Origin of the sequence: Pedobacter frigiditerrae (genome assembly GCF_032678705.1) — a bacterium.
GTDB lineage: Bacteria > Bacteroidota > Bacteroidia > Sphingobacteriales > Sphingobacteriaceae > Pedobacter > Pedobacter frigiditerrae_A.
In genome coordinates this window covers 1,868,456-1,894,536 of the sequence record NZ_JAVTSS010000001.1, presented here as the reverse complement: position 1 = coordinate 1,894,536, position 26,081 = coordinate 1,868,456, and the positions used below count along the sequence as shown (strand labels likewise).

The following is a 26,081-nucleotide window of genomic DNA, read 5'->3' as shown; positions in this document are numbered from 1 at the left end:
TTTAATAATATTATACATCTCGAAATCGTCATTCCCGTGCAGACGGGAATCGTAAAGCGTCATCTCTAAAGAGCATTTATATCGCATTAGGATACCCAATCAAGTTGGGTATGACGCATCAAGGTGATTGTGTTGTAGTTATTTCTTCTCTGGTAATTCTATTGGATTATTCAAAACAATTTTTGGCAAAGTTGGTCCAGCTGTTCCAGACATTGCATAGCCCGTTACCGTGATGATACCTTCATTACTACCAGCCATTTGAGTTTTCATAAATCCCTGTGGGTCTTTATTTCTAGCTTCTTTTAATTTGTCTAGCTCTTGTCTTGTTGCTTTTATCGCATCTGCTGGAAGTTTAATTTCACTTTCTAAATATGGACTAACGCTATTTACACCTCCAGCTCCACCACTAAATACTGCAACGCCTCCATCTGACATTGTTACTTGGGTTCCACTATTTACACTTGTTTTTGTAGGTTCGTTTGGTGTTTCAGTCACATTTTCCATTCCTGCGAATTGGAAGGACACAGTTTTGGTATCATCATAGGCTTCGATGATTAAACCAGGCAAACCATTTAATTTCCAAGGTCCGCTCTGGAAAGGTAATTCTGTAGCATACCAAGCCGTCCATTTTCTGCCCTTAAAGGTGGCAGTGGCTTTTTGGCAATGTACCCCAGAAAAACTAGTTGTGTCTTTTGTGATTTTCCAATTGCTTTTTGTGGTAGGTTCTTCTACCAAATAGTAGTTATAAATTCGTTCTTTAGTGAAGAATTTATTCTCTTTGGCGAAATAGAAATAATCTGTTGAAGAAGTAGGGGTGTAACCAGTGCTTTTAACTGTGATACTCACATTGGTGTTGCCAGCTTGATTTTTCATTTGTTCTTCTATCTGCTTTTTTCTCGCTAAGCCTTGGTTGATTTTATCGTAGCTCGTATAAACGGAAGCATTTTTACCAACTAACAATAACATGTTCTCTTTATAAGGTCTGTCTTTTTGGGTAGTATCTTGAATGTGGGTAAAGTTGTAACTCACTCGGGTTAATGCCTTATCAGGATTTTGGGCAAATGAAACTGTGCTTATAGACAGGGCTAATATTGTAGTAAGTAAAATTTTCATATAAATTTGATTAGCTGTAATTAATTATTCGTAAATCTACGATTATTTCGTAATTATAAAAATGATTTAACACTTTTTAACGAATGAAGGTTTTTTAAATGGTTTAGAAGGGAGGGTTAATGTTTTGTAGGTGTTTTAACGTTAGGCATAAGCGACACGCTTGCGCCAGCGACGGACGGTGGTTTAAGAGGGATAATTAATATCTAGATAGTATTTTTTCAAATCCTACAGGATCATTCTTTAAAGCTTCCTTAAATTTTTCTAGCTCTTTTTTAGTGATCCTAACAGCGCCAATTGGTAAACGGATGATGTTCTCGAAATAAGCATTACCAACATCACGACCAAACATCTGGTCAATTGCATTATAGGTGTTTGAGCTGCCACCTTGTTTTGTCACATCACGATCGCGTATATGATCGCCAAGTTTTGCATTCTCCATTCCTGCAAATTGGAAATAAATCTGTTTGTTGGTATCATAAGCTTCTACAATTAAACCAGGTAAGCCATTTAACTTCCACGGACCGCCTGGAAAGGGTACGCTTGGTGCATACCAAACCTCCCAGTTTTTGCCCTCGAAAGTTGCAGTTGCTTTTTGGCAATTTAAACCTGAAAGGCTGATGGTGTCTTTACTAAGCTTCCAATCTATAGTGGGAGCGATCCCTTCTATGATGTAACTCCTAAATGAAAACATTTCTTTTGTATAAAACTTATTTTCTTTAACAAAAAATAAATATCCGGTAGTAGTTAGTAATTTCCTATAAGTATCATCCATTATAAATACACCTTTACCTCTGCCTGCGCCACTTTCAATCATTGCCCAAAACTTTTGCTCTTCAGAAATTTCGTACTTTATTTTATCGTAGCTGGTATATAATGATGTATTCTTTCCAAAAAACAATAACATGTTTTCGATACGTGGTTTACCATTTTTAAATGTATCTGTTTGATTGGTATAGGTATAAAATACCCTAGCCAAAACTGGATCTGGTTTTTGGGTATGGGCATTGAGGAAAAGAAAAATTCCGAAACAAGTAATTAAAATGGTTTTCATTGATTTAGGTAGCGGATAAGTTATCCGTAAATCTACGAAATATTCGTAATAATAAAAAGAATTGGTTTTTTTGTTGATTGGTGTTTTAGAGCTTGTTATATGTTAGGTACAAGCGAGGTATTTGCACCAGCGAGGGTTAAAGAGGTTGCGTCATTGCGAGGGTCGATTTTTCATAGCCCGAAGCAATCTCATTCGATTAATTAACTATTAAATAACGCTTTAAGATTGCTTCGTTCCTCGCAATGAAGTATGGTTAGTCAAATCAGAAAGCTTAACTTAATGAGCCAGTGAGGACATTCAAATTGCCAAACAGATGCTTTTTAGAATGACGCTTGAATGCTAAAGTACCAATCTTTATAGTCCATTAAATCTTCATAAGCCAACCCTAGAGTAATTCGACGTATAGGAGATCTAGAATTTATGTTAATAGATTTAAGTAATTCTGCTTTATAATTTATTTGATTATCAAATATTGATGAAGTTAGTATGGTACTAATATTAGGCTTGGAAATCCATTTAAAAGCATATAAGTACAGTCCAATTTTTTCTTGCCCGTTAATTAGGTAATCTATTCCAGATCCCAGTCCAAAATTATTTTTCAAATTTAACCCGTATTTAATTTGATGATTTTGAAATCTATTGTTTACTTTATCTATGTCAAGTTTCCTGTTTTGATAGTTGTAAACAATGAAGTCAGAAAAATTGGATTTTTTATAGAATATATTCCATTTCGAGGCTCGGAGATTCAAATGTTGAAATCCATTTTTGTCAAAGTTATATTGTAAACCGATACCAGAATTTACTTGCGTTTTTCCTATAAATGATGCATTATAGGAAGTGTAAAATCCAAATGGCAATCTGGTTGCTCCACTATATCCAATCTCTAAAGAATTTGAAATATAACAAGCTATGCCCATCCCTCCCGAATTATAACAGCCATTTTTTGGCAAGTCGTTTTTAAATGTCGTGTACGTTTCTTGTAGGTTTAATTGGTCAGAAAGATTTTTTATGAAATTTAAGATTATTAATGCTTCTGGGATAGAGCCTTGTGAGGTTGGTGTCCAATAGCTTTTTAGCCAATAAGTTTTCTTGTCAGAATATTCAATTACATAGGTGATTCCATCAGCACCTTTTTTCCAATCTTTTATCTTATTATCAGATTTTAAATTTAAAATCCCAGAATAGAGGATGATATCGTAAATACTTTTAGCTTGTTCGGGCGAAAAAGTTATTTTACTAGATAATGTATCGGTTTTATTTCTATTTGCTTTTTTAGTGTGATATATGTAGTTCGTTATATTGCCATTAATACTTGAACTATCTTTTGTGATTTCAATTATTTGTCCATGATTCCGAAACCTAAAATTAAATTCATCTGTAGATTTTTCAAAGTCCTTTAAGTTTAAAATTTTTTGGAACTCTTTGTTACTTTTAAACCAATAAGCAGTATCACCTTCTATTTTTTTTATTTGAGAAAATGCAATTTGGAACGATAATAAGGATAGAGTTAAGGTTATTAGCAGTTTTTTCAAATTATCGTAGTTATTGTCTAATTGATCCTTTTTTATGGATATGATGTAGATGAGTGATTATTTCCATACTATTTTTTTAATCTGTTTATTAATTTGGAATTAGCAAGTTTAAATCTGTTGCTTACGTGTATTGCATACTACTCAAATATATGGGAAAATAACACATTAATAAAAGTCTTTTAAATTTATCCAAATGCATTTTTGAGTTGCATATTTTTAAATAGTTTGTAAAATTAAATGATTAAATGTTTTTGCATCCTGCAACCCCAAATAGCACCACCAACCTCTGTTAACTAGACCCGTCCCGATAGCTATCTGGAGAAGTGAACACGCAGCGAAGCAAGTAAAACGCCTGCCTGCCGGCAGGCAGGTAAAGCGGGACTAACATTCCTATAAACTTCAAACTTGCTCTTCTAAAACTTATTTTTCTACCAAAACGATAGGGAGATTTGATTAACCTCGATGTCTATTAACCATCCACCATTCTCCATTAACCAACCTCGTAAATTATTTTCGTTATCTGTTTGTGTTTGAATAGTATTTATTCTATATTTGCACCTCGATAAAAAAATAAACAATTTAATAAATAATTATTTAACAATGTACGCAATAGTAAATATAGCAGGACAGCAATTCAAAGTTGCAAAAGACCAGCACCTTTTTGTACACCGTTTACAAGGAGATGAAGGCGCTAGTATTGAATTTGACAATGTATTGTTGGTTGATAATGGTGGTAAAATTACAGTAGGGGTTCCTGCAGTAAAAGGTGCATCGGTAACAGCTAAAATCGTGTCTCATTTAAAAGGTGATAAAGTAATCGTTTTCAAAAAGAAACGTAGAAAAGGTTACAAAAAGAAAAATGGTCACCGCCAGTATTTCACCAAAATCCAGATTGAGAGTATCACTCTGTAGTTAATTCTTTTGTTTAATTGTAAGTTTGGGTTTCCCAGCTTAAAAAATATAAAATAAAATGGCACATAAAAAAGGAGCCGGTAGTTCTAGGAACGGACGTGAATCGCATAGCAAGCGTCTAGGTATTAAGATCTTTGGTGGTCAAGAAGCTATCGCTGGTAACATTATCGTTCGTCAACGCGGTACAAAACACCATCCAGATAAAGGAGTAGGTATTGGTAAAGACCATACTTTATTCGCTTTGGTACCTGGTATTGTAACTTTTAAAAAGAAACAAGATAACAAATCTTACGTTTCGGTTTTACCTGTAACAGTTGAAGATGCAGCTCCAGTAGCAGCACCTAAAAAAGTTGTAGCTAAAGCTGCTCCAAAAGCAGAAGCTGCACCAGTAGCAACTGAAGAAAAAGAAGCTAAAGCACCTGCAGCTAAAAAAGAAGCAGCGCCTAAAGCAGCAAAAGCACCTGCTAAAAAAGCAGCTAAAGCTGATGATGCTGAAACAGCAGAATAATATTGTAATTTCAATTTACAACATAAAAAAACCAGAACAATTTGTTCTGGTTTTTTTATGCAATATTTTTTAAGTTGGGAGTTTTAAGTTGGGAGTTGGGAGTTTCTCAAGACTCTAAACTCCGCACTCCAAACTTATCTTTACCTCTCTCTCTCTAATATCTGTTGCACCAATTCTCTAAATTGAGTTTTCTTTTCATCAGCTACGGCTAAACTATCTAATGCCTGATTGGCTTTTGCTAGATATCTATCCATTTCGGTAGTTGCCAGTTCCTTAATCTCGTATTTGTTGTAAAGATTGGTTACTTCGTTAACCTTTATATCTTGGTCAGTAGTAGTACTTGTTAAGCTATCAGATTCATCACCCTGTGCCAAGGCTAATGTTTTTAAATGCAAAAAGGTTTTTTTGTTGGCTATAATGTCGCCACCAACCTGTTTGCCAAAGGTTTCTGGATTACCATAAACATCTAAAATGTCATCCTGTAATTGAAAAGCAACGCCTAGATTTTCACCAAATTCGTATAATAAATCGGCATCTACAGAATTTGCCCCACCAACAATAGCACCCAATTTCATAGCACCACCCAATAAAACAGCAGTTTTCAGGCGAATCATTTCTAAATATTCATCAATGCTAACATCTGTACGTTGTTCAAATTCCATGTCTAATTGTTGACCTTCGCAAACGCCTTGAGCAGTTAAGTTGAATGTATCCAATACAGGTTTTAAAACTAATAAATCAACTTTTGATAGGTGTTTGTTTGATTCAACCATCATCACATCCCCGCTCAAAATCGCATTATTAACGCCCCATTTTTCGTGAACTGTGATTTTTCCTCTGCGTAGGGGCGCATTGTCCATGATATCGTCATGTACTAAAGTAAAATTATGGAAGGTTTCTATAGCTAATGCCACATCAAGTGCCTTATGAATTTCTGTAGTGAATAATTCTGTAGCCATTAAAACCATTACTGGCCTAATTCTTTTACCACCTAAACTCATGATATAACGTATAGGTTCGTATAAATCTTTTGGGTGTTGAGGATATTCTATTTTGGGTATAGCTTCTTCTATGATTTGTTGTAGTTGTATAGGACTGTGCATTGTTTATGGGTTAGTCATGGTGCCAAAAGCAGATTTGCTTTCCATCATTTTTATAAATGAGTCTTCTAAGGTGGTTTGTTTTACAATTGGATTATTTTTCCAAAATGTAACATCGTATTTAACAGACTGAACTGTTTTCTGATCTTGTGTTTTAGAATCCAATGATTTGTAATTTTGTTTTTTTAAATTTTCATCTACATTAAATACTGTTAATAAAGAATTTACATTAATATTAGCTAGTGATTTTCCGTAATTAATTGAAAGAGTGAGCTTTGTAGAGATACTTTCAAGAACTGGATATTCCTTGCCGTCTCCATTGAAAGTCGCAACAGTTTTTAAAAAGGGTGGTATTTTTACTATGGTTATTGGAAAATCCATAGGGATATTAAAAATATCATTTTCTAGCCTATATATTTTAAAATCTTTTGTGCCCACATAATAGGTAGAGTTTACATAAAATAACTTTCTTCTTGGACTTTTGAATTTACAAGTTATCACTGCAATATCTTGGTTTGGTTGTTCAATATATTTTTCGATGGTAATTTCATATTCTTTTAAGGTCTGCAAATTTATGAATTTGCCTTCATCCTCAGGTAATAGAACCCCACTAAAAATTAAGGTTAAAAAAGATTGATTAGCAATAGCAAATTCACTTTGTTCGGTATCTTCTGCAAATCGTGTTTGTTTAACTATCCAACCCTTTGCTGCTTTAGTATTCCATTTCAAATCGTAAAACATCTCATAAACTTTGCTAGGCTTATCATTTATACTTGTTAATTGCCTGTAAAAAGCATTGGAATAGATTTGTTTACTGGAATTGTCCTTAGCTTTTTTAAGTGCAGCTTTTAATAAGTTTTCGGCTTTATTAGCATTGATAATCACCTCGTTTAAGTTAGTGATGGCTGGTTTTAGCTTAATTATTAGCTTAGATTGGTTAGGTTGTATTAAATCGGTTTCTCCAAGTAGATAGCTAACATGGCTAAATCTCACTTTTGCTGGGTAGCTTTCAACCTTAATCACAAACTCTCCATTTTCATTAGTAATTGTTGTGGCTAAATTTGTTCCGATTATGCCAAGAGATACGAATGCAATGCCTTTTCCTGTAAACTCATCAACAACTGTTCCCTGAATATTTTGTGCCGAGAGTTGAAATACGAATAGGAGTAAACTAGATAAAATGGCCAAAAACTTTCTCATAGATGTTTACGGGTTAGTCATGGTGCCAAAAGCAGACTTGCTTTCCATCATTTTAATAAATGAATCTTCTAATGTAGTTTGTTTTACAATTGGGTTGCTTTTCCAAAATGCAGCGTCATATCTTATAGATTCTATGACACTTTTATCTTGTGTTTTTCTATTTAAAGTTTCGAACTGTTGATTTTTTAAATTGTCATCAATGTTAAATACTGTTAGCAAAGAACTCACAGAAGTATTTAAATTTTGACGGCCTGTTTTAAGGCTTAAGTTTAATTTGGTTGAAACACTTTCTAAGACTGGGAAAAGACGACCGAAACCATTAAATGTAGCAATTGTTGTTGCTAATGGTGGATATTTTGGACTGGCCTCTGAAAATCTCATTGGTAAATTAAATAAACTATTTTCTAATCTGTAAATACCAAAATCATCCATGCCGATGTAATAGATTGAATTAACATAATAAGTATTTCTATTCCCTTTTTTGTATTTACAAGTTACTACAGCAATCTTTTGATTTTCTTGTTCTATGTATTTATCAATTGATATTTGATAATCTGAAAGGGTTGCTAAGCTTACAAATTTACCACCCTTTTCTGGCAAGAGATAACCAGAATATAAAAAAGTTAAATAAGATTGATTGCTCATTGAGAAAGCTACTTCCTCATTTAATTCAGCAAACCTACTTTGTTTTGCTGCCCAGCCTTGTACTCTAGCTGTTGTCCATTTTAAATCATAAAACAACTCATAAATCTGACTTGGCTTATTATTAACGGTTGTCAATTGCCTATAAAACGCATTGGCATAAAAATTTATCCCCGCAAAACCTTTTGCCTTTTCGAGTGCTGCTTTAACCAATCTTTGGCCTTTGTAAGGGTCTATAGTAACTTCATTCAGCGAAATGCTAGCTGGTTTCAGCTTAACGACTAAATTAGTTGGATTTTCATTTAAGGATAAATCTGCCAAAAGATAACTTACATGACTACACCTCAATTTTATTGGGTAACTAGTTACTCTTAAGATAAAGTCTCCACTTTCATTACTCACAGTTGCGCTATTGGTACCTAGTATCCCAACAGAAACAAATGGAATTCCTGCTCCAGTTGTTTCGTCGACTATTTTACCTTGTAAAACTTGAGCTTTTACAGTGTTTATAAATGAGATGAAAAAAACGATTACAAAAAGTCTCTTCATCTCTTAATCTTGTATCAATGAAAAGTCGATTTGGCGTTTAGAAAGGTCAACTTTTTTAACCCTTACTTGTACTTCATCTCCCAATTGGTATTTTTTATGTTTTCGTTGACCAACGATGCAATAATTTTTCTCATCCCAAACATAAAAATCATCGGTGATGTCTCTCAAGCGAATCATTCCCTCACATTTATTTTCCGAAATCTCAACATACATTCCCCATTCAGTAACTCCAGAAATAATCCCTGTATAAATGCTACCGATGTTATCTATCAAATATTCTGCTTGTTTGTATTTAATAGAAGCTCTTTCCGCATCAGCAGCACGTTTTTCCATAGCAGATGAGTGAGAACTTGCCGTTTCATATTCTTCGGCATTTGCCGAACGACCACCATCTAAATATAAGGCCAACAGGCGATGCACCATTACATCGGGGTAACGACGAATAGGAGAGGTAAAGTGTGTGTAATGGTCAAATGCTAAACCATAATGACTTGTTTTTTTAGTGGTATAAATTGCTTTCGCCATAGAACGAATGGCTAACTGGGTTAACATATTCTGTTCCTTTTTACCCTCCACGTCTGCCATTAAGAAATTTAGGGATTTTGCTATATCCTTATCTGTTTTGGTATTTACTTTATAACCAAAACGAGAAGCAAAAGTGGCGAAATTGTTTAGGTTTTCTAGGTTTGGAGAATCGTGAGAACGATAAACAAAAGTATATTTACTTTTTCCATTGCCTTTTTTAGCGATGAATTCTGCTACCTTTTTGTTGGCCAACAACATAAAATCTTCAATGAGTTTATGAGCATCCTTACGTTCTTTTACATAAACACCAATTGGTTTTCCACGTTCGTCCAATTTAAATTTAACCTCAGTGCTTTCAAAACTGATGGCCCCATTTTTAAACTTTCTATCGCGTAAAATGTAAGCTAGTTCGTTCAGTTTTAAAATCTCCTCTGCATAATCTCCTTCCTTTGTTTCAATAACTTCTTGTGCTTCTTCATAACTGAAACGCCTATCAGAATGTATCGTTGTTCTTCCAAACCACTCACTTTTAATATTTGCTTCCTCATCTAATTCAAAAACGGCAGCAAAACATAATTTATCTTCATTTGGTCGCAAAGAACACACACCGTTACTTAATCTTTCAGGCAACATTGGTATTACCCTGTCAACCAAATAAACAGATGTGGCACGTTCATAAGCTTCTTTATCTAATGCACTGTTAGGTTTTACATAATGAGAAACATCGGCAATGTGAACACCAACTTCATAATTTCCGTTAGGTAATTTTTTGAAAGAAATGGCATCATCAAAGTCTTTCGCGTCAGCAGGGTCGATCGTAAAAGTAACGGTATCTCTAAAATCTTTTCTGCCTTTTTCATTTATTTCAGCTTCACTAACTGTTTCAGGAATAGCGTTGGCTTCTTTTTCTACTTCAGCAGGAAAACTTAAAGGAAAACCATATTGAGCTAAGATGGCATTCATCTCGGTATCATTTTCGCCCTGCGTACCTAAAACATTGATGATTTTTCCTATCGGATTTTTTGCTCCTTCTGGCCAATCTGTAATGCTAACTTGCACTTTCTGACCATTTTTAGCACCGTTTAAATCGCTCAATGGCACAAAAATATCGTGCAACATTTTGCGGTCGTCTGGTATAATAAAAGCAAAACGTTCAGAAACTTTAGCAACACCAATAAAATCTGTTTTTGCTCTGGTTATAATTTCTACAATCTCACCTTCATTTCTACGTCCGCTGGTTTTTTTACCAAAAACGTGAACTTTAACAATATCTCCATGTAAAGCATTGCGGAGTTTGCGTGGTGCAACGAAAATATCTTTTTCAAATTCATCATCTGGAACAATAAAGGCAGAACCATCTGCAGTCATATCAACTTTGCCGGTGATAAATACTTTTTGTTCTTTTAATCTAAATTTTCCACGTTCCGGACGAATGAAAAGTCCGTTTTCAGTTTGTTCTGTTAATACTTCTAAAATGGTATCAACAGCAGCTTTATCACTTAAATTTAGCTTGGCAGCAACTTGTTTGTGGTTTAGTGCCACATTTTTGTTTTTCTCGAATATATCACTAATCATCTGTGTTAAAACGAGTTTAAATTGTGAGTTTTTGTTTTTTGCCATAGCTAGTTTCGTATAATATCGAAGATAGTAATTGTATATTAAGCTTGTAGTATTTTTTCAAATAAATAACGTTTCTATAACACAAGAATTATATGTTTTTGTTTTGAAAAGCAATGTTCGTGTTTTATAGGAATGTTAGTCCCGCTTTACGTTGCTGCCGATGAAGAATCGGCATTCACTGCAATCGGGTTTATAAATAAAAACCAGTGATAAAAACTCCGGTTGCCTAGATAACGTAACTTATACAAATACGCAGAATGAAAAAATCAATATTATTATCAATCCTATTACTGTTATCCTTAGGTGCTTTCGCTCAAAATGAAACCATCGATTCATTGAATGAAAAAAAGCAAAAACTCAATTTAGGTTATACTTCATTGTATAAAGAAAACACTGAAATGTCTTACACATCGCCTGGTGGCGAAATAGGAGCACCTTCAAGTTATGTGCTTAATGGAAAGCTAACTACTACTTATATGTTATTTGCACCTAGAAGTTTGCCTGTTGCATTTTCCTTTAATCCAGATTTTACAGCAAGAGTGAGGAGTGATAAATCTGCTGGAGTTAGAACACCAAGTTTTAAGCTGAGTGGAACATTTTACGTAAGGTTAAATGATGAAATTAAAAAATATAAATACGCACAGCTCAGTTTCACACACCATTCTAACGGCCAAGATGGAGATGCAGTTCTTACGGATGGGTCAATAAATACAAAAACAGGTAATTTCAACACCAATTATTTAACTGCCGCTTATAGGTTCGGGAATTTTACAGACGCCAAATCGCCGACAGAGATTTATTATTCTTACAACCATAAAGTTGGCTTAGAATGGCACAAATGGTTTAATTTTGAATCAGCATTAGTTGGAGATTATGGCTTTACCAGATTAAATTATGATTTCTCTTTTAGGATTTACCAAATTTATAGCGGACAAAGAGGTGGTTGGAAAAAGATAAGTAAAACAAATACTGGTGGTAAAAATACATTAGAAAAAGAAACTTGGCGTTTTAACGGACAGTTCTCTTATGCGGTTAATAAATATGCCAATCAAGATTTTTTTGCTCCTAAAAGGAGGCTAAATATAGAAACATCTGCCAATTATAGTTTGCCGTTTATGCAAAATGTATTTTTAATGGCAAGTTTTGGTTATTACGGAGAAGACCCTTATAATATTTATTTTAAAGACAAATATGCATTTATGAGATTTGGTATTTCGAGTACGTTCTCGAGGTTTAAGGTTAAGTAGCATCCTAAAATCATTCAATCTTAAAATCCTATTAAAGGGAGCTTAACCTACCATACTTTCTTTACCTGGAATAGCTTCAATCAATTTTTTGGTATACTCCGCTTTTGGAGAATTGTAAATAATTTCAGGGAAACCTTCTTCCTCAACTTTTCCTTTGTTCATTACAATCATGCGGTCTGAGATGTGTTTAACCACCGCTAAATCGTGGGAAATGAAAATATAGGTTAGTCCAAATTCTTGTTGTAATTCTCTCAGTAAATTCAATACTTGAGCTTGTACAGAAACATCTAATGCAGAAACTGATTCATCACAAATAATAAATTTAGGCTGTAAAGCAAGGGCTCTTGCAATTACAATCCTTTGTCGTTGACCGCCAGAAAACTCGTGTGGATAACGGTCAAAATGTTCTGGATTTAGGTTTACCTTTTCTAATAAATTTAAAACGTGAGCTTTTCTTTCTTTATCAGTTTTGAAAACTTGATGAACTTGCAAAGGCTCCATTATTGCATTACCAACGGTAATTTTCGGATTCAAGGATGAATAAGGGTCTTGGAAAATGATTTGTACATCTTTGCGCATTTTTCTTAAATCAGCTTTGCCTAAAGTGGTTAAGTCTGTGCCATCAAAAATTACTTTTCCAGAGGTTGGTTCTACCAATCGCAAAATACTTCTTCCTAAAGTGGTTTTGCCACAGCCAGATTCGCCAACCAAACCTAAAGTCTCTCCAGGAAAAACGTCAAAAGAGATATCATCAACTGCTTTTACATAAGAAGTGGTTTTGCCAAACAATCCTTTTTTGATGGGATACCAAGTACACAAGTTTTGGACTTGTAACAAAGGTTTTTGGGTATATAATTTGTGTCGTCTTTGCTCAATTTCTTGGTTGGTATAACTGTTGATTTCAAGTAAATGCTGAACGTTAACTGCTTTATCTTCGTTTAAAAAATCTGCTACTATAGGCAATTTTTTTAGTCTACGTTGTGGTGCTGGTCGGCAAGCTAAAAGTCCTTTTGTATAGGGATGTTGAGGGTTTTCGAATATTTCTTTGGCAGAACCTTGCTCTACAATATTTCCTTTGTACATTACTAAAAGCTCATCAGCTATTTCACTGATAACAGCTAAATCATGAGATATGAAAATCAACCCCATGTTACGCTCGTCTTTTAAGCGCAATAAGAGCTCTAAAATTGTTTTCTGAACCGTAACGTCTAAGGCCGTGGTTGGTTCATCAGCGATGAGTAATTCGGGATTGCAACTTAAAGCCATCGCAATCATTACCCTTTGTTTTTGGCCTCCAGATAATTGATGTGGGTAACTATCAAAGATATTTTCTGGTCTTGGTAATTGAACTTCTTTAAACAACGCGATAGTTTGTGCTTTTGCTTTCTCCTTGTCTACCTTTTGATGCAAGATGATTGCTTCCTGAACTTGTGAACCACAGGTGAAAACTGGGTTCAACGAAGTCATCGGCTCTTGAAAAATCATCGCCATTTTATTGCCACGATAGCTCCTTATTTCATTGTCTGAAAGATTTAATAAACTAATGTTATCAAAATCAATCTCCCCTGTAATCTCGGTGTTTTTAGAATCATGTAAACGCATGATAGAAAAAGAGGTAACAGATTTCCCTGATCCAGACTCACCTACAATACCTAAGACCTTACCTTTTTCTAGGTTAAAACTTACTTTGTGTACAGCTTCGCTCCAAGTTTTTTCTTCTCGGTTAAAAAAGGAAATGGCTAATTCTTTTACTTTTAACATGCGTTACTAAGGTAATATTTATAGCCGATTTTAGCCAATCAATTTTATTGCAAGGATGAAAATAATTTTTTAGCCGCAGATTCGCAGATTAAGAAAAATTATAGGTAATTATTATTGGAGAACAAAAGTTTCCATGATGACCTCAGAGAGGTCAAATATTTTAGAAATTATTAATAATGTTATGCGACCACAGCTGGGGTCGTACATTTTGATACATTTATGCGGCTATAAATATTCAATCCCTCTGGGATTTTAAGATTATGCCCATATTTTTGTCGGTCCAAAAAAACTGACTTTGTCCTTTGGCGACAAATTTATTAATTACAAGATTTATAATCTGCGAATCTGCGGCTATCTTATTTATGCCTTATAGGGTACAATTGTAATGTTTTCTGCTGGAATTGACGGCAAACCTTTAAAACGTAATAAAATTTGTGCGGTTGTAATTACATCTTTTTGGCAATAGGTTACAATCCTTGGTAAATCTTTTTCTTGGTAATAAACATCTTTAACCATACTGCCATCAATATCATCTTTTGGTGTTGGAATGTTAAAGATGGCTGCCAATAAATTTAAGGAAGTATAGTTTTTATAATCACCAAACTTCCAGAGTTCCATGGTATCGATATGTAAGATTTCCCATGGTTTTTTGCCAGCTATTTGTAATTGGACAGGAATATCAATCCCATTAACTAACATACGTCTGCATAAATAGGGGAAATCAAATTCTTTTCCATTGTGTGCACAAAGAATCTGGTCTTTGGGTTGTTTAGCCATTAACTCATTAAATTGCTTTAAAACATCAGCCTCATCGTGCCCAAAATAAGAATTAACCCTAAAATGAAGTTCGCCTTTTTGGTTATGGAAAAATCCAACGCTGATGCAGATTATTTTACCAAACTCTGCCCAAATACCTGCTCTTTCATAAAAATCTGAAGGTGTTTTGTCGTCTTTTCTAAGCAACTGAGTTTTGGTATCCCAGAGCGACTGCATCTGTTCGGGCATCTCCTCAAAAAACTGATAAAGCGGAACAGTTTCGATATCTATTACAAAAACCTTATTTAAGTTAACCTCTTTAAGCATAGGTAAAATGTTTACGGTATAAATTTAAATAGGGAAATTGAAGATATAGAAATTATTTGAATTGTTCTCTCTAAAAAATTGACAGTAAGGTGTATATGGGAAATTGTCAAAGCTTGATGTGGCTAAAGCCAATTGAATCGCTTCTTAATCCGTTGGCTGAAGCCAACGGCAATGAATTGCATATTGCATAGCCTTTAGAACATTTTAAATCGCTTTGATTTCATTGCCGTCGGTTTTAACCGACGGGCATAATGGGGTGATTTTTTTGCTTTAGCACTGCAATAGCTGCACAAGCTTATGTTCTCTAAACCCGACTTAGCGGAAATACTTTTTTGTTGAGCCAATTTAGGCATCCGATGAATATTTGCACTCTGTTTATATTCAGTAGGTGACTTCAAAAGAGCACAAAAAAGATTGTAGCGAGGGCGGGACTGGATTTTTCCATTAGCAGGGATGTTGCTTTTCTAGGTCTTCGACTTCCGAAAATTCGGGACAGTACGTCCAGACTGACAGACAGCAAGGAGATTGCTTCGGTCTGTGAAAAACAGAACCTCGCAATGACGATTTGGTGTAAAAAAAATCCCTCTCAATTATGAGAAGGATTTTGATATGAATTAAGCATTTCGCTTTAGTCTTTAAGCTTTGGTCTTTCTACTTATTTATGAAGTATAACCTAGAATTTTTAAAACCTGTTTACTATTTTGCTCTTCGCCAAAAACCTCGAAATTGAAAGTTTCATCTCTGTTTCTGCGAATGATTACGTGTTTCGGACTTGGTAACAAACAATGATGAATACCGCCATAGCCACTTAAAACCTCTTGATAAGCGCCGGTATTAAAGAAGCCTAAATACTGAACTTTACGAGTTTTCGGCATAAATACACTGTTCATGTGTGCTTCTTGGTTATAGTAATCTTGCCCATCGCAAGTAATACCACCTAAGTTTACACGCTCATATTCAGCGTCGTAATTATTAATTGGCAATAAAATGTATTTCTGGTTTAATGCCCAAACATCTGGTAAGTTAGTGATGAAAGAACCATCTAACATTAACCATTTTTCACGGTCATTTTGTTGTTTACGCCCTAAAACTTTATATAAAATTCCCGAGGCTTCAGCAACAGTATATTTTCCAAATTCTGTAATGATGTCTGGTTCAATTACATCGTGTTCTGCACAAATTTCTTTGATACGTTTAACGATTTCGTTCACCATATATTCGTAATCGAAATCAAATACCAAGCTATCTTTAAACGGCATACCGCCACCAATATCTAAAGTATCTAACTCTGGATTAATCTTTTTGAACTTGCAATAAAGCGTTACATATTTCTCTAACTCGTTCCAATAATAAGGAGAATCGGTAATACCAGAATTGATGAAAAAGTGCAATAACTTAACCCTAAAGTTAGGATTGCCAGCGATTTTATTGTTATAGAATTCGATTACATCTTCCATACGTACACCTAAACGAGATGTATAGAATTGCGAATCTGGTTGTTCCTCTGCAGCGATACGAATACCTAAGTTACAAGGTGTATCCATCTCAATCTCATCATCATAAAGGTTAAATTCTTCCTTGTTATCCAGTACAGGGATGATGTTTTTATAACCATCATGCAACATATCTATAATGTACGTTTTGTACTGGTAGGTTTTAAAACCATTACAGATTACCGTGATATCCTTAGTTAAAGAGCCTTTTTTCTCCAAAGCCTCAATCATTGGCATATCAAAAGCCGATGAAGTTTCTAAGTGAATGCCGTTTTTTAAAGCTTCCTCTACAATATGGCGAAAGTGCGAGCTTTTGGTACAGTAGCAATACTTGTAATCGCCACGATAGTTATTTTTGATAATAGCTGTTTGAAACAACAATTTGGCTTGCTGAATCTTTTTGCTTACCAAAGGCAAATAAGTGAAACGCAATGGTGTACCATAGGTTTCTATCATTTCCATCAGGTTTAAATCCTGAAAATACAATTCATCATCTATAACATCGAAACCCTCTTGAGGGAAACCAACACTTAGATCAAGAAATTCGGAGTAACTCTGCATTTATTTTAATAATAATTTTTGCAAAAATGTGATTTTAAATTGAGAATTGAGTTAGTATTACTAATAATTTTACGGTAACCGAACAGTTTAAACGAGCAGGACAATACAGGACGGTTGACCGTGTAATTCTTTCTAATTTAACAGCATCTATCAATAACGGCTCAAATGCTGCTTATTGTTTAGCAAATCAAATATATTCTTGTTTATGAAACGCATATTTCACTTGATGCTTTTAGCATTATTTTTTTCTAGCATTTCCGTTATTGCTCAACCTAAAGCTCCAAATTGGGTAAATAAAGTAGGTTCCAAAGCGCTTGTCTTTAAAAATAAAATAGTTAAGGTAAATGATTTTGGTGCCATTGGCGATGGAAAAACACTAAATACAAAAACCATTCAAAGTGCAATTGATGATTGCGCCGCAAAAGGCGGAGGAACAGTTGTTTTCGCACAGGGAAAATACCTAACAGGTTCTTTATTTGTAAAAACAGGTGTAAACCTTAAAATTGAGCAAGGCGTAGAAATTATTGGTAGTCAGAACATAAGGGATTATCCAGAGATTGATACAAGAGTTGCAGGGATAGAAATGAAATGGCCTGCAGCTTTAATAAATATACTTAAACAACAAAAGGCTAGTATTTCTGGTACTGGTTTAATTAATGCGCAAGGTAAGCCATTTTGGGATATGTACTGGAAAATGAGAAAAGAAGATTATGACCCTAAAGGTTTACGTTGGATTGTGGATTACGATGCGAAAAGGCCACGTACTATTTTAATAGAATCTTCAAAAGATGTGATTGTAAAAGATTTAAATATTCAGCAAGCTGGATTTTGGACAGTACAGGTACTTTATTCGAGCTATGTAACGGTTGATAAAATTACCATTCGCAATAATGTGGATGGAAGCGGCCCAAGTACAGATGGAATTGATATTGACTCATCATCGTGGATTTTGGTGCAAAATTGTGATATTGATTGTAATGATGATAATTTCTGTTTAAAAGCAGGAAGAGATTGGGATGGGTTAAGAGTTAATCGCCCAACTGAATATGTGGTGATTAGAAATAGTGTGGCTAGGAAAGGTGCCGGAATGTTAACGCTTGGCAGTGAAACTTCTGGAAGTATTCGTCACGTTTGGGCAACAGATTTAGTTGGTTATGGAACTGGAAATGCAATTAACATTAAATCTGCCCGCACTAGAGGTGGAACCGTTGAGGATGTTTACTTTGGAAATATTACCATGAACGGAGGCGGTAATGTAATTCAGATCAATCCCAATTGGAACCCGACTTATAGTTATTCTACACTTCCGGCAGGTTATGACCCAGCAAAAATCCCTGCACATTGGACCAAATTATTAAATAGGGTAGAACCAGAATCTAAAGGAATTCCTACTTTTCAAAACATTAATATCTATAACATTAAGGCGACTGGCGTTAAAAAAGGAATTAATGCCATGGGTACCGATAAAACTATATTAAAAGGTTTTAAAATAAGCAATTTCAATGTAGAAGCATTAACTGCTGGAAACATAGATTTTGGTTTAGATTGGAGTTTTGATAAAGTGACAATAAAAGCAGAAGATAGGTCGTCGTTAACAATTAGTAATTCAACCAATGTTAAACTTTAATTGATTATAAATGAAAATAATAATATTTAAAAATTTAATTACGTTGATTTCACTTCTTCTTTTTTGTCATTCATTATCTGCACAGATAAATAGAGAGTCAGTAGTCAAAAGACATATTATACACGTTAATAAAATTGATTCACTTTCCTCACTTTCAGTGGGTAATGGTAGGTTTGCTTTTACTGTTGATGCGACTGGTTTGCAAACTTTTCCAGAACGTTATGAAAAAGGTGTTTGCCTCGGAACACAATCTGAATGGGGATGGGATAGTTTTAAAAATACTGCTGGTTATAAAATTCAAGAAGCTTACAAATATTACAATCAATATGGTCGTAAAGTGCCTTATGTAGTTCAGTTAAATGAACCATTAAGAGCAAAAGAAGCCACAAATTATTTCCGTCAAAATGTGCATAGATTGCAATTAGGCAATATCGGATTAGAGTTAATCAAATCTAATGGAACGCTTGCATCTGAAGGAGATATCAAAAACATTAATCAAACATTAGACCCTTGGACAGGTGAAATTAAGAGTCTTTTTACTTTTGAGGGTGTTTCCGTAGAAGTTAGAACCTTTTCTGGGCAAGACCAAGATATTGTAAGTGCACAAGTAAAATCAGCTTTAATAAAAGCTGGGCGATTGAAAGTTAGAATTCGTTTTCCTTATCCAACGGGAGAATGGTCAGATTTTGGTACGAACCAGAAAGATGGAGATAGACATCGTTCTACTATCATCAATTCACAGCAAAATGGTGGTTTAATTTCTCATCAATTAGATTCTGCTGCTTATTTTACCTCCTTTTCGTGGAGTGGTTTAGCAAAGCTGAATGAAAAGTCTAAGCATTATTTTATCCTATTGCCTGATAAAAGTTCAAACTCGTTTTCTTTTAGCTGTCTTTTTTCACCTTATAAAAGTGCAAAAGCAATTCCTTCTTTCGAGGTTATCAAAACGAATAGCACTTCAAAATGGAAAGCTTTTTGGTTAAGTGGTGCTGCGATAGATTTTCAAGGAAGTACCGATGTTCGTGCCAATGAATTGGAGCGAAGAATAATACTATCTCAATATCTTACAAAAATACAATGTGCGGGAGATTACCCTCCACAAGAAACAGGCTTAACTTATAACAGTTGGTTCGGAAAACCACATTTGGAGATGCACTGGTGGCACGCTACTCATTTTGCACTTTGGGGCAGACCAGCTTTATTAACTCCTAGTATGAATTATTATTTTAAAGTTAAAAGTAAAGCAGTTCAAATTGCAGCATTGCAAGGTTTTAAAGGAGCAAGGTGGCAAAAAATGACGGACAATAATGGAAATGAAAGTCCGTCGTCAATAGGTGCGATGCTGATTTGGCAACAGCCACATATCATTACCTTTAGTGAGTTGGCTTATCGTGCAAATCCCAATAAAAGCATATTGGAGAAATATAAATCATTGGTGTTTGCAACTGCAGATTTTATGGCTTCTTTTGCAAATTACGACCCCATTAAAAAAAGATATGTGCTGGGTCCAGGTTTAATTCCTGCTCAAGAACGTTTTAAGGCTGATACAACTTATAACCCAACTTATGAATTGGCTTATTGGGAATGGGCTTTAAAAACAGCACAAGCTTGGAGAGAAAGGTCGGGTTTAAAAAGAAATGCCCATTGGGATGATGTAATTAAAAAGCTATCTCCACTTCCAATTAAAGATGGAGTTTACCTTGCCACAGAAAGTTCACCTGATTCTTATACAAATCCTGAGTATAAAACCGACCATCCATCTGTATTAGGAACTTATGGAATGTTGCCAGAAACTGATTTGTTAGACAAAAAAGTAATGAAAAAAACATTTGACCTAGTATGGAATACTTGGACTTGGACAGATACTTGGGGCTGGGATTTCCCGATGACCGCAATGTCTGCCGCTCGTTTAGGACTGCCAGAAAAAGCAGTTGATGCCTTGATGATGGATATTAAAACCAATACCTATTTAATTAATGGGCATAATTACCAAGATGATAGGTTACGCATTTATTTACCTGGAAATGGAGGTTTACTAACTGCGGTTGCCATGATGTGTGCTGGCTGGGATGGAAATACAGTTGCCAACCCAGGTTTCCCAAAAGATGGAACTTGGAAAGTGAAATGGGAAGGTTTTAAGAAAATGATGTAAATCTTTGTCCAAAGTTGTGCAACGTATTTCTCCCGCTGATTTCGCAGATTTTTTATTTTTTTAAAATCTGCGGAATCCCCGATATCTGTGGGCAATAAAAAAAAATTGCTCAGCTTAATGTGTCTGAAGAAATAATATAAATTATCCTTTTTTCTATCGGTTGGTGTCTCACCGACCGAAACACTGTATAATTTCGGCTGGTGGAGACACCAGCCGATAGGCGAGAAGTTATGATTATCCTTTTCTAAGATATTTCGTCAATATCACAATAGTTTGACCCTCAACCTTGCCTTCAATTTGCTCGGTATTATCATGTACTAAGCGGATGTTTTTTACAACTGTTCCAAGCTTAGCACTTATTGTACTTCCTTTAACATCTAAAGTTTTAATTAAAACCACCGTATCGCCTTCTAACAAACGAGCGCCATTACTATCTTGATGAAATTCTACAGTGCCATCTTGCTCATGGTCGCCTGTTTTTTTAGCCCATTCTAAAGTTCCCTCATCAAGGTATAAGATGTCTAAGCTATCTGCCGCCCAACCTTCATTTCTTAATCTGCTTAACATTCTCCAAGCCATAACCTGAACAGGTGCAAATTCAGACCACATGGTTTCAGTTAATACCTTCCAATGTTCTGGATTGATTTGCTCATTTTTCTCAATCTGGTCTAAACAAGTTTTGCAAACCATAATGCTATTGTCTGCATTGGCATTGCTTGTAGGAGGAACTTCATATACTGATAGATTTGTATCAGCTGTACATAACTCACATTTATTACCTGAACGATTTAAAAGCTCTTGTTGTAAAGACATATTAATTTAGATTTTCGGCGAAAATACTGAATTAATTTGGATTGGAGGGGTGCCCATTTTTAGTCAATGTCATCCTGAGCCTGTCGATGGACTGAAGGTGAATCCATTGAATAATACATCGTCTTCGACAAGCTCAGACTGACAATGGTAGGGAATTATGTTCTTAATTCTTCAGCGGCAGATGCACCTCTGCTAACATACATCTTGCGCTACCACCACCATTTTTTTCAATCGTGTAAAGTGGAGCATAAATGATTTTACAATATTTCTCCAAGCTAGAAATTTGGTTTTTATCCAAAGACAAATAAGCCTGTTCAGACATCACTAATAAACTTTCTCCAACATCATTTTTAACCTGCAACATGTTTCCAGCAAAACGATTCATTTGGTCATAGTTGATTTCTATAAGCTCTTTTTGATGACTTTTTAGGCTAGTTTTAACGGTTTCCTGTTCATTAACATCAGCAATTGATTCGAAACAAACAACAGCAAATTTATCGCCAACACACATCATCACATTGGTATGGTAAATAGGGAAACCACTAAAATCACCAGCGTTAAATACAATAGGAGTATAACCTGTAGCCTTACAAAATTTATTTAAGGCAATTTCATTTGTTCTGATAGAAATGCAGGCATAAGCTATTTTGTTATCCCTATCTAACACTAAACTTCCTGTTCCTTCTAAAAATATATCTTGCGCTTCGTCTGTGCTTAAATCGGTTACTTTTCCAACTTTAAAGTGCTCACTTACGGTATGGATAATGTCCTCTCTTCGTTCTGCACGTCTGTTTTCTGAGAACATCGGGTAGAGAATAACTTCTCCATCATCGTGAAATGAAACCCAGTTATTTGGAAAAATAGAATCTGGGGTTGATGGTTCTAAGGTATCATCAATCACAGTAACATCAACTCCGTTTGTTCGCAATAAATTTACAAAACCATCAAATTCTGCTAATGCTTGTTGCTGTACATCAGCATCTGCTGAAGCAATTTGAAATTTATTATTGCCCGCTGTTTGTTCATTGAACTTAAAATCAACTGGACGAATCATTAATATGTGGTTGGTGGATTGGCTCATTAGTTTAATTGTCTATGGTTGATGGCTGATGGACAATGGCTATGGTCTATTAACCATTGTCTATTGACCTTATTAAGTTTTTAGAATTGCTTATGGTTGATAGCTTATGGACAATGGCTATAGTCTATTAACCATTGTCTATTGACCTTTTTAAATGCCATCCCTCAATATCGGTAAACTCATACAATGAAATCCGCCTCTAGCCCTAGATAATTCTGCTGATGGCATTAAAATCAAAGTATCTGTCATTGTATTTGCATCGACCTTGCCACTTTCCAAATCTTGAATTAAATCTTTTACATCAACAATGTTAAAGCCTTCCGCTTTAAAAGCGTCTACAGTTTTGTCGTTTCTGTCATATCCCACAACAATACCTTCTTTTAAGGCCAGTAAATTACATGAATCGGTCCATTGTTCCCTCGAATCATAAGGGAAAGTATTGTTTCCGCTATAGATGATTTTAGTAGGCTCAGTACTGTGTAAATCGTTTCGGCTGATATCATCTAACAAAGCCTCTACATGCTCGAAATATTTAGGCTCTCCAGGTTTATCTTTGTGAAATTGAATAGCAGTTGTAGCTTCTAGTTTTTCTGGTTCCTTCAGAAAGTTAATCGGTTCATCTGCGTTAAACTTAGGCGAGTGTGCAATGGAGTTTAAAATTACCCAAGTATTCCTTTTCACTTGCGTAAAAACGGTATCTAAGTGCATATAATCTCGCTTCGCAGGAATTTTAACCACCGTTACCTTTTCTACAACATTTTGTTCAAATAACAATTTAATAGCTTCATTTGCCCCATGTTCTGATGTCCTTTCACTACAACCTATTAAAACATGATTTGGACTCACCATCATTACATCACCACCTTCTAAAGTAGTGCTAAATGAAGGCTCATCACCTGGTCTTAAGAAATGCATCGTAACATCTGGAATTTCTAAGATGTTATTTCTATAGGCTTCAAAAACAGGGTGATTAAAGAATAAATAGCGCATCAACAATGTTTCGCGAGCACGAGCTTTTTTTGCAGGTTTATTAAGCAGAATGAAATTGTTAATCGTAGTGCCCACATCCCTTGTGAAAATCAAATTAGGAATAGGGGCAAATATCATCGTATCATCTGCCATTGTACCCGAAATGCACAATTCTGCCAATTCTTTTGGGTTCATTTCAGCTAGTTGAAGCTGTAATTTATAAGTACACCCTTCTATGGCACAAACTGCAGAAACTAATTTTTTCTTAATCGATTCATTTTCCAACATCTCAATCAACAATTGTTGGATTTCTAAAACTGAATTAGAATTGTGGAAGTCTTTGTGCCCAGGTTTATAGAAATTACGATTGGCTTCTTCAGAATCAATATCGGCTAATTTACCTTTAATCTTTTCAGGGTCCAAAAAGTACATCAACAACTTTAAATAGTAATCGTATTCGCCTTTACGGATGGTATCTAAGTGAACAATATCCTCAAAAAGCCAATCTTGTGCCTTAGAAGGAACTACTTTTCCCAATCCACTATCTGGACTATGGATTAATAATTTCCTCAATCGGCCTATTTCCGTATTTACATTAACTTTAAAACCCTGTTGTTGTTTACTCATATATTTGGTATGTTGTTGCACAAAGCTATTTAATTTTAGAATAGTATCAAGTAGCAAGTATCGAGTAGCAAGATAAGACCTTCTACCTTAAAACCTTCCGCCTTCCACCTTTTTTATATATTTTTGCGATATGAATTTTATTATCACTGCCACGCTTAATGCAATTAAACAAATCTACAATGAAGAAATTGCGGAGAGTGTAATCAATATACAAGAAACGCGTAAGGAATTTGAAGGTCAGGTTACGATTGTCGTTTTTCCATTTACTAAAATCTCTAAAAAATCTCCAGAGGAAACCGCGAGAGCCATCGGCGAATATTTGGTAGAAAACGTTGAAGATATCACTGACTTTAATGTGGTTAAGGGCTTTTTAAACTTAAGCATAGCCGAAAGCTACTGGATTAATTTATTGAACAACGAGTTATTGAGTGATGATTTTGGTAAAATAAAATCGAACGGTCAAAAAGTGATGGTAGAATATTCTTCGCCAAACACTAACAAGCCTTTGCACTTGGGCCACGTTCGCAACAATTTATTAGGTTATGCAGTTGCTGAGTTATTGAAAGCCGATGGTTACGAAGTTTTTAAAGTGAATTTGGTTAACGATAGAGGAATTCATATCTGTAAATCGATGTTGGCTTGGCAAAAATGGGGCAACGGCGAGACTCCTGAAAGTTCGGGTTTAAAAGGCGACCATTTGGTAGGGAAGTATTATGTAATCTTTGATAAGGAATATAAAAAGGAGATTACAGCCTTAATGGCGGAAGGTCAGACTGAAGATGAAGCCAAGAAGAATGCGCCTTTAATTAAGGAAGCTCAACAAATGTTGTTGGCTTGGGAAGCTGGTGATGAAGCCGTTATTAATCTTTGGAAAAAGATGAATGGTTGGGTTTACGCTGGGTTTGATATTAGCTATAAAAACTTAGGTGTAGATTTTGATAAATATTACTACGAAAGCAATACCTATTTATTAGGAAAAGATACAGTTGATGAAGGATTGGAAAAAGGCGTTTTCTTTAAAAAAGAAGATGGCTCCGTGTGGATAGATTTAACAGCGGATGGCTTAGACCAAAAACTAGTTTTGCGTGCTGACGGAACTTCGGTTTACATTACGCAAGATTTAGGAACTGCTCAAATGAAATATGATGATTTTAAGATGGACCAATCTATTTATGTAGTTGGTAATGAACAAGATTATCACTTCAAGGTTCTGTTTTTAATCTTAGAAAAACTTGGTAAAAGCTGGGCAAAAGGTCTACATCACTTAAGTTATGGGATGGTAGATTTGCCTAGCGGAAAGATGAAAAGCAGGGAAGGAACGGTGGTTGATGCAGATGATTTAGTGGCAGAAATGATTGATACTGCCCGTCAGAAGACGGAAGCTTTGGGTAAAATAAATGATTTTTCTGATGAGGAAAAAGATGAGCTTTACTATAACATCGGACTAGGTGCTTTAAAATATTTCTTGTTAAAAGTTGAACCTAAAAAACGTTTGTTATTCGACCCATCTGAATCTATCGATTTCCAAGGTCATACAGGTCCGTTTATACAGTACACTCACGCTAGGATTAAATCATTGTTGTTGAAAGCGGAATATAAGTCGGGAGTTAAGAGTTTGGAGTTTGGTGCGCTTTCAGAAACTGAACTAGAAATGATTATGCTTTTGGCTAAATATCCTACTGAAATTTCTACAGCAGCAAAAGCATATAGTCCAGCATTTTTAGCGAATTACTTATATGAATTAGCCAAGTTATTTAATAAGTTTTATCACGAAGTTCCTCCAATTGTAAAAGAAGAAAATGCAGCTTTAAAGCAACATCGTTTAAATATTTGTAAGCTTACTGCTGATGTTTTAAAAAGCGGAACAAAGATATTGGGTATTAATGTGCCAGAGAGGATGTAAGTAAAGAGTTAA

General features: G+C 35.0%; 19 protein-coding genes. 6 read left to right on the top strand and 13 right to left on the bottom strand.

Annotated features, from left to right (window positions below; genetic code table 11):
* Positions 1-138: 138 nt before the first annotated feature.
* The 3 genes from R2Q59_RS07440 to R2Q59_RS07430 form a co-directional block, all read right to left on the bottom strand.
* Positions 139-1,113: a GLPGLI family protein gene (locus R2Q59_RS07440; RefSeq protein WP_316784844.1), complete on the bottom strand. Its 975-nt coding sequence runs from the start codon at positions 1,111-1,113 to the stop codon at positions 139-141.
* Between the two features lie 196 nt (positions 1,114-1,309).
* Positions 1,310-2,164 (bottom strand): GLPGLI family protein, encoded by an 855-nt coding sequence (locus R2Q59_RS07435; protein WP_316784842.1) that lies wholly within the window; start codon positions 2,162-2,164, stop codon positions 1,310-1,312.
* A 320-nt stretch (positions 2,165-2,484) separates the two neighbouring features.
* The gene (locus tag R2Q59_RS07430; RefSeq protein ID WP_316784840.1) at positions 2,485-3,696 is read right to left on the bottom strand and encodes a hypothetical protein; all 1,212 of its coding nucleotides are present in this window, start codon (positions 3,694-3,696) and stop codon (positions 2,485-2,487) included.
* 600 nt (positions 3,697-4,296) lie between these two features.
* Between R2Q59_RS07430 and rplU the strand changes: the two genes are divergently transcribed.
* Positions 4,297-4,608 (top strand): 50S ribosomal protein L21, encoded by a 312-nt coding sequence (gene rplU / locus R2Q59_RS07425; protein WP_055133669.1) that lies wholly within the window; start codon positions 4,297-4,299, stop codon positions 4,606-4,608.
* Between the two features lie 58 nt (positions 4,609-4,666).
* Positions 4,667-5,116 (top strand): 50S ribosomal protein L27, encoded by a 450-nt coding sequence (rpmA, locus tag R2Q59_RS07420; RefSeq protein ID WP_316784838.1) that lies wholly within the window; start codon positions 4,667-4,669, stop codon positions 5,114-5,116.
* A gap of 140 nt (positions 5,117-5,256) precedes the next feature.
* Here the strand turns inward: rpmA and R2Q59_RS07415 are convergent, their stop codons facing one another.
* Genes R2Q59_RS07415 through rnr form a run of 4 tightly spaced genes read right to left on the bottom strand, consistent with a single transcriptional unit; the run spans position 5,257 to position 10,752 of the window.
* Positions 5,257-6,219, bottom strand: a complete 963-nt coding sequence (locus R2Q59_RS07415) for a polyprenyl synthetase family protein (protein WP_316784836.1) — start codon at positions 6,217-6,219, stop codon at positions 5,257-5,259.
* A gap of 3 nt (positions 6,220-6,222) precedes the next feature.
* Positions 6,223-7,416 (bottom strand): carboxypeptidase-like regulatory domain-containing protein, encoded by a 1,194-nt coding sequence (locus R2Q59_RS07410; protein ID WP_316784835.1) that lies wholly within the window; start codon positions 7,414-7,416, stop codon positions 6,223-6,225.
* 6 nt (positions 7,417-7,422) lie between these two features.
* Positions 7,423-8,607, bottom strand: a complete 1,185-nt coding sequence (locus R2Q59_RS07405; protein WP_316784833.1) for a carboxypeptidase-like regulatory domain-containing protein — start codon at positions 8,605-8,607, stop codon at positions 7,423-7,425.
* 3 nt (positions 8,608-8,610) lie between these two features.
* Complete coding sequence (gene rnr, locus R2Q59_RS07400) at positions 8,611-10,752, bottom strand: ribonuclease R (RefSeq protein ID WP_316784831.1); 2,142 nt, start codon at positions 10,750-10,752, stop codon at positions 8,611-8,613.
* A 257-nt stretch (positions 10,753-11,009) separates the two neighbouring features.
* On the opposite strand from rnr, the gene R2Q59_RS07395 reads away from it, so the two are divergent.
* Positions 11,010-11,999 (top strand): hypothetical protein, encoded by a 990-nt coding sequence (locus R2Q59_RS07395; protein ID WP_316784829.1) that lies wholly within the window; start codon positions 11,010-11,012, stop codon positions 11,997-11,999.
* Positions 12,000-12,041: 42 nt separating this feature from the next.
* Here the strand turns inward: R2Q59_RS07395 and R2Q59_RS07390 are convergent, their stop codons facing one another.
* The 3 genes from R2Q59_RS07390 to R2Q59_RS07380 form a co-directional block, all read right to left on the bottom strand.
* The gene (locus tag R2Q59_RS07390; protein ID WP_316784826.1) at positions 12,042-13,760 is read right to left on the bottom strand and encodes an ABC transporter ATP-binding protein; all 1,719 of its coding nucleotides are present in this window, start codon (positions 13,758-13,760) and stop codon (positions 12,042-12,044) included.
* A 360-nt stretch (positions 13,761-14,120) separates the two neighbouring features.
* Positions 14,121-14,843, bottom strand: coding sequence for a 3'-5' exonuclease (locus R2Q59_RS07385; protein ID WP_316784824.1), 723 nt, complete (start codon positions 14,841-14,843; stop codon positions 14,121-14,123).
* 659 nt (positions 14,844-15,502) lie between these two features.
* Entirely contained in the window at positions 15,503-16,897 is a 1,395-nt protein-coding gene (locus R2Q59_RS07380) for an arginine decarboxylase (protein WP_131555483.1), read from the bottom strand.
* A gap of 205 nt (positions 16,898-17,102) precedes the next feature.
* On the opposite strand from R2Q59_RS07380, the gene R2Q59_RS07375 reads away from it, so the two are divergent.
* Complete coding sequence (locus tag R2Q59_RS07375) at positions 17,103-18,524, top strand: glycoside hydrolase family 28 protein (RefSeq protein ID WP_316784821.1); 1,422 nt, start codon at positions 17,103-17,105, stop codon at positions 18,522-18,524.
* 10 nt (positions 18,525-18,534) lie between these two features.
* Complete coding sequence (locus R2Q59_RS07370) at positions 18,535-20,676, top strand: hypothetical protein (RefSeq protein ID WP_316784819.1); 2,142 nt, start codon at positions 18,535-18,537, stop codon at positions 20,674-20,676.
* A gap of 234 nt (positions 20,677-20,910) precedes the next feature.
* Here R2Q59_RS07370 and R2Q59_RS07365 read toward each other — a convergent pair whose 3' ends face one another.
* The 3 genes from R2Q59_RS07365 to R2Q59_RS07355 form a co-directional block, all read right to left on the bottom strand.
* The gene (locus R2Q59_RS07365) at positions 20,911-21,489 is read right to left on the bottom strand and encodes an alkylphosphonate utilization protein (RefSeq protein WP_316784817.1); all 579 of its coding nucleotides are present in this window, start codon (positions 21,487-21,489) and stop codon (positions 20,911-20,913) included.
* A gap of 163 nt (positions 21,490-21,652) precedes the next feature.
* Positions 21,653-22,543 (bottom strand): citrulline utilization hydrolase CtlX, encoded by an 891-nt coding sequence (gene ctlX / locus R2Q59_RS07360; protein ID WP_316767442.1) that lies wholly within the window; start codon positions 22,541-22,543, stop codon positions 21,653-21,655.
* Between the two features lie 177 nt (positions 22,544-22,720).
* On the bottom strand, positions 22,721-24,166 hold the full coding sequence (locus R2Q59_RS07355; RefSeq protein WP_316767440.1) for an arginine deiminase family protein: 1,446 nt from the start codon (positions 24,164-24,166) through the stop codon (positions 22,721-22,723).
* A 130-nt stretch (positions 24,167-24,296) separates the two neighbouring features.
* Here R2Q59_RS07355 and argS point away from each other — a divergent pair, with 130 nt between their 5' ends.
* Entirely contained in the window at positions 24,297-26,069 is a 1,773-nt protein-coding gene (argS, locus tag R2Q59_RS07350; RefSeq protein WP_316784815.1) for an arginine--tRNA ligase, read from the top strand.
* The last annotated feature ends 12 nt before the right edge of the window (positions 26,070-26,081 follow it).